This window comes from Oscillochloris sp. ZM17-4 (assembly GCF_019599295.1).
In the GTDB taxonomy this organism is placed as follows: Bacteria; Chloroflexota; Chloroflexia; order Chloroflexales; family Chloroflexaceae; genus Oscillochloris.
Genome location: NZ_JAIEWN010000022.1, coordinates 61,732 through 66,119, shown reverse-complemented (window position 1 = coordinate 66,119; position 4,388 = coordinate 61,732). Strand labels below are relative to the sequence as shown.

The following is a 4,388-nucleotide window of genomic DNA, read 5'->3' as shown; positions in this document are numbered from 1 at the left end:
GCGCCGTCTGGTACATGCCGATCGCCATGAGGTAGCAGAGCTGGTAGTAGCTGGCGTAGGCCCGCCGCAGCGGGTCATCGAGCTGATCGGCCAGCCGCTCGATGCTGGCGATATCCTCGGCCTGGCTCACCTGGTTCCCCACCCGCTCGTTGATCATCACCCGCAGGAGCAGCAGGTCGTAGTGCTCGGCCGGGTCGCTGGTGGTCACCAGCGCCTGCTCGATGTAGCGGAGTGCGGCCGGGTTTGAGAAGCGCTGGGCGGCCTGCTCGGCCGCGGCCCGGCAGTAGCGGGCCTGCCGCCGCCACTCCTCGGCCCGCCGCAGGTGCGAGATCAGCACATCGTACACCGCCATCGCCGCCCGCCCGGCGGCAAGATCTGCCGCGTAGATGCCCTCGTACCAGCCCGCCACCGCCGCGTGGAGCTGGCGGCGCTGCCCGAAGAGCAGGCTGGTGTAGGCGACCTCGTGGGTGATCCCGTACTTAAAGCGGTAGACCAGCTCGGGGTCCTCAAGCTCCAGGTCGATGATCTTCAGGGTGATCAGCGTGTCGAGCTGGGCCAGCAGCGCCTGGTCGCTCGGCCGCGCCGGGTGGATCATCGCCAGCAGCCGGAAGGGGAAGCTGCGCCCGATCACCGCCGCGGCCTTCAGGGTCAGCCGGGTCGGCTCGTCGAGGCGATCCACGCGGGCCTGGATGACGCCCTGGGCCGAGCTGGAGACCTGCACCGCCACCGCGCTCTCCGCAAGGCGGGCCACGCCATCCTCGATGTACATCAGGCTGCTCTGCCCCAGCACCCGCAGGTACTCTTTGATAAACAGCGGCTGGCCCTCGGTCTGCCGCTCGACGTGCTGGCGCAGCTCGGGCTGCACGTCGCTCACGCCGAGCAGCGCGCGGATCAGCTCGACGCTCTGCTCGCTCGTGAGCCGCCCCAGCGCGATGCGCGTCGCGCTGGGGCTCGCCCGTAGCAGTAGCAGCGGCTCGGGCACCGCTCCGTCCAGCGGCCGGTGCGAGAGGGTCAGACAGAGCGGGAAGGGGCGACCGGGCGGGGCCGCCCGCATCAGGCGGGCGGCCAGCTGGAGCGAGAGGTCGTCGGCCCAGTGGACATCCTCCAGGACGATCAGCAGCGGGGCGACGGTGAGCTGCACGCTGATCAGGGCTATGGCCAGGTCGATCAGCTGCGCCGGCTCATCGGGGTCGCCCGCTCCTGCGGAGCTGTCGCCGCCCGCCTCCTCAGCCACGCCGAGTGCGCGGGCGATGGCCTGCCTGCTCTGCGCCCCTATCTGCGGCACCGCATGGAGCGCCTGGTCGAGCTGGGCCCGCTGCACCTTCAGGCTGGCCCCCTCGTCGATCCCGCAGATGTCGATCAGGATCGGCCGCCACGAGAGCAGCGGCACGCTCTGGCCGCCGCTGCTACACTCGCTGCTATAGCCCCGGTAGCCGCGCCCCATCCACTGCGCCGCCAGATCTTGCAGCACGAAGCTTTTGCCAATCCCCGACTCGCCCTCCAGCAGGATCACGCTCGCCTGTCCGCCCGCCGCCCGCTCGGCGGCCTCGGCCATGACCCGGCGCTCATCGGCGCGCCCGATCAGCGCCACCGCGTCGGGCATGTAGCGCTGGAGCGCCACCCCGCGCCCCACCCGCGCCCCGCCCGAGATCACCCGCGCCACCGGTATGCCCTCGCGGTGCCCCTTCGTGATCATCAGGCTCGGGTCGGTCGTCTGGTAGCGGCCCAGGATGTCCGAGCGCACCCGGCCCGACACCAGCACCTCGCCAGGCGCCGCGTCGTACATCAGGTGCGCCGCCAGGTTCATGTCGTCGCCCTGCGCCGTGTAGACCCGGCGCTGCTGGCTGCCGACGGCGCCCACGAAGAGGATCCCCACCGTCACCGCGGCCCGGTCGATCAGGCCGCGGTCGCGCAGCTCCAGACAGCAGCCCACCGCCCGGCTGGGGTCGTCGCCGCGGGCCACCGGCGCCCCGAAGAGCATCACAAAGACCGCGCCCTTGTCGCCGACCTCGACCTCGTTCAGCCAGCCGCCCCAGCGCAGCACGACGGCCTGGGCCTGGGCCACCAGCCGGTGCAGCTCCTCGGGACGGCCGGGCATGGCGAAGGCGGCGAAGGCGGGCACGCAGCGCCGATACTCGGCCACCAGGTCGTGGTAGCGCAGCCGCTCGGCGAAGGTGGGCGGCAGGAAGTGCTCCCAGCTCAGGGTGCTCACTGGCTCAAGGGCCGTGATCGTCTGCGCCGCGTCGCCGTCGCCCAGATGCGGCACCTCATCGACGTGGATCGTGCCTGGGGTTGCCAGCTGCTCGGCTCCGGTCGCCGCGTCCATCGCCGGCCCGCATATCACCAGGTGCAGCCCGTGGCTCGGCAGCCCCGCCAGCACCACGTAGGTGAGCCCGGCGCTCACCCCGATGCGTAGGTCGAGGCGGAACGGCCCCTGCGGTGTGATGATCGCGTGCAGCGTGCCGAGCGCCGCTCCCATGGCCTCGCCGCAGCGGCGCGCCGCCTCGATGTCGGTGCGGTCGGGCCACCAGGCGGTTAGGGCGTCGCCGGCGATCGCGGCCACATCGCCGCCGTGGGCGATGATGGTGTCGATCAGCACGTCGAAGAACCTGGTCAGCGAGTCGTGCAGTCGCTCGGCTCCGTCGGGCAGCCCCGCGAAGGTGGCCGTGAGCCGGGTGAACCCGCTCAGGTCGGCGTAGAGGATCGTCGCGTTGCAGCGGTGGACGAGGCCTGGCTGGAGCGCTGGCGTGCCGATACGCTCGATCAGCCAGTGAGGGAGGAAGGGGCGCAGAAATGGGCTCGCCAGATCGTGGTTCATCGCGCCATCGGGTCGCTGTGTGGCCGGTTGGCACACGCGCGTCGGAACGGTTTCGGCGCGCGCATCTCTATTCTACACTACGTCAGGTACCTGTGCCGTGTGCCCCTCGCTACAGGGGGAATTACTTAAACGTATGCCCGAGCCGATTTCGGCGATGGGTGGACGGGCGGGCACGCTGGCCCGCCCCATGCGCACCACGCTAAGCCTCCGGCTCGCCGGAATCTCTTGTTATGTTGTCCAAAATGGCCAGCGGAAGCTGGCCATTTTGGACAACATAACATCGGTTTTTAGGGCGGCAGCCCTAAACGTGATGCACATGCGGGCACGTTGGCCCGCCCCTACGGCGTGGGGCGAAGCCCCGCGCCCAATCTATGCTATACTGCTATTGCCCGCTCGTGCCGGCCCGTGGTGCCGTGCCCACCCTCAACCTGATCATCCTGATCATCCGCACGAGAGATCTCCTGTCAGCCTGAACACTGCGCACTGGCGAGAGCCGGCGCGGTCGCACGTGATCAGGCCTTATGTGTCCCGCCCCCCTATGGGCCAAGGAAGGTATTGTTGTGAGTGCAGAACGTTTGCAGAAGGTGCTCGCTAGCGCGGGCGTCGCGTCACGTCGCGACTGTGAGGGCCTGATCTCCGCCGGCCGCGTGTCGGTGAATGGACGTGTGGTACAGGAGCCCGGAACCCGGGTTGATCTCGATGAGGATGTGGTTGAGGTTGATGGCAATCCCGTCCGCAGGCCGACGGAGCGCACCTACCTGGTGCTGAATAAGCCGGTCGGCTTTGTCTCGACGGTCGATGACCCTCAGGGCCGCCCGACGGTGCTCGACCTTGTCGATGTGCCCGCCCGCGTCTATCCGGTGGGCCGCCTCGATGTGGACAGCGAGGGTCTCCTCCTGCTCACCGATGACGGCGAGCTGACCCACCAGCTCACCCACCCGCGCTTTGAGATCGAGAAGGAGTATCGCGCTCTGCTCGACCGCCCCCTCGACTCTGAGGCGCTGCGCCAGTGGCGCGAGGGTGTGCTGCTCAATGGTGAGCCGACGGCGCCGGCCTGGGTTGATCTGAGCGAGACGACTGAGGAGGGTCCGTGGTTCCGCGTGGTGCTGCGCGAGGGCCGCAAGCGCCAGATCCGTGAGGTCGCCCGCCTCCTTGGCTACGAGGTGCTCCGGCTGATCCGTGTCCGCGAGGGCGATCTGCACCTCGCCGATCTGCCCCTCCGCGAGTGGCGGCCGCTCACCCCCCAGGAGATCGCCTCGCTTCACGCACATGTCGCGTCGCGGCCTCGTGATGCGGCGTCTTCCGCGAAGCCGGAGCGCTCGGCGCGCCCGCGCTCCGAGGGTCGGCGTGATGATGATCGTCCGGCACGTCCGCCGCGCGATGATGATCGCCGCGATGATGATCGCGCTGATCGCCCGCGCAGCGGCGGGTATGCGCCGCGCCGTGACGAGGGCCAGGGCGGGCGCGGCGGCTACAGCGGCGGCCCGCGCCGTGACGAGGGCCAGGGCGGGCGTGGCGGCTACAGCAGCGGCTACAGCAGCGGCGGCCCGCGCCGTGATGAGGGCCAGGG

The 4,388-nt window shown here is 70.0% G+C and carries 2 protein-coding genes; one reads left to right on the top strand and one right to left on the bottom strand.

Going from position 1 to position 4,388, the window contains the following annotated elements; genetic code table 11:
• A partial coding sequence (locus K2Z83_RS16455) for an AAA family ATPase (RefSeq protein WP_220596277.1) occupies window positions 1-2,818 on the bottom strand: 2,818 nt, incomplete at its 3' end.
• Window positions 2,819-3,378: 560 nt separating this feature from the next.
• Here K2Z83_RS16455 and K2Z83_RS16450 point away from each other — a divergent pair.
• Window positions 3,379-4,388, top strand: a 1,010-nt coding sequence (locus K2Z83_RS16450) for a pseudouridine synthase (RefSeq protein WP_220596276.1), incomplete at its 3' end; no start/stop codon positions are given.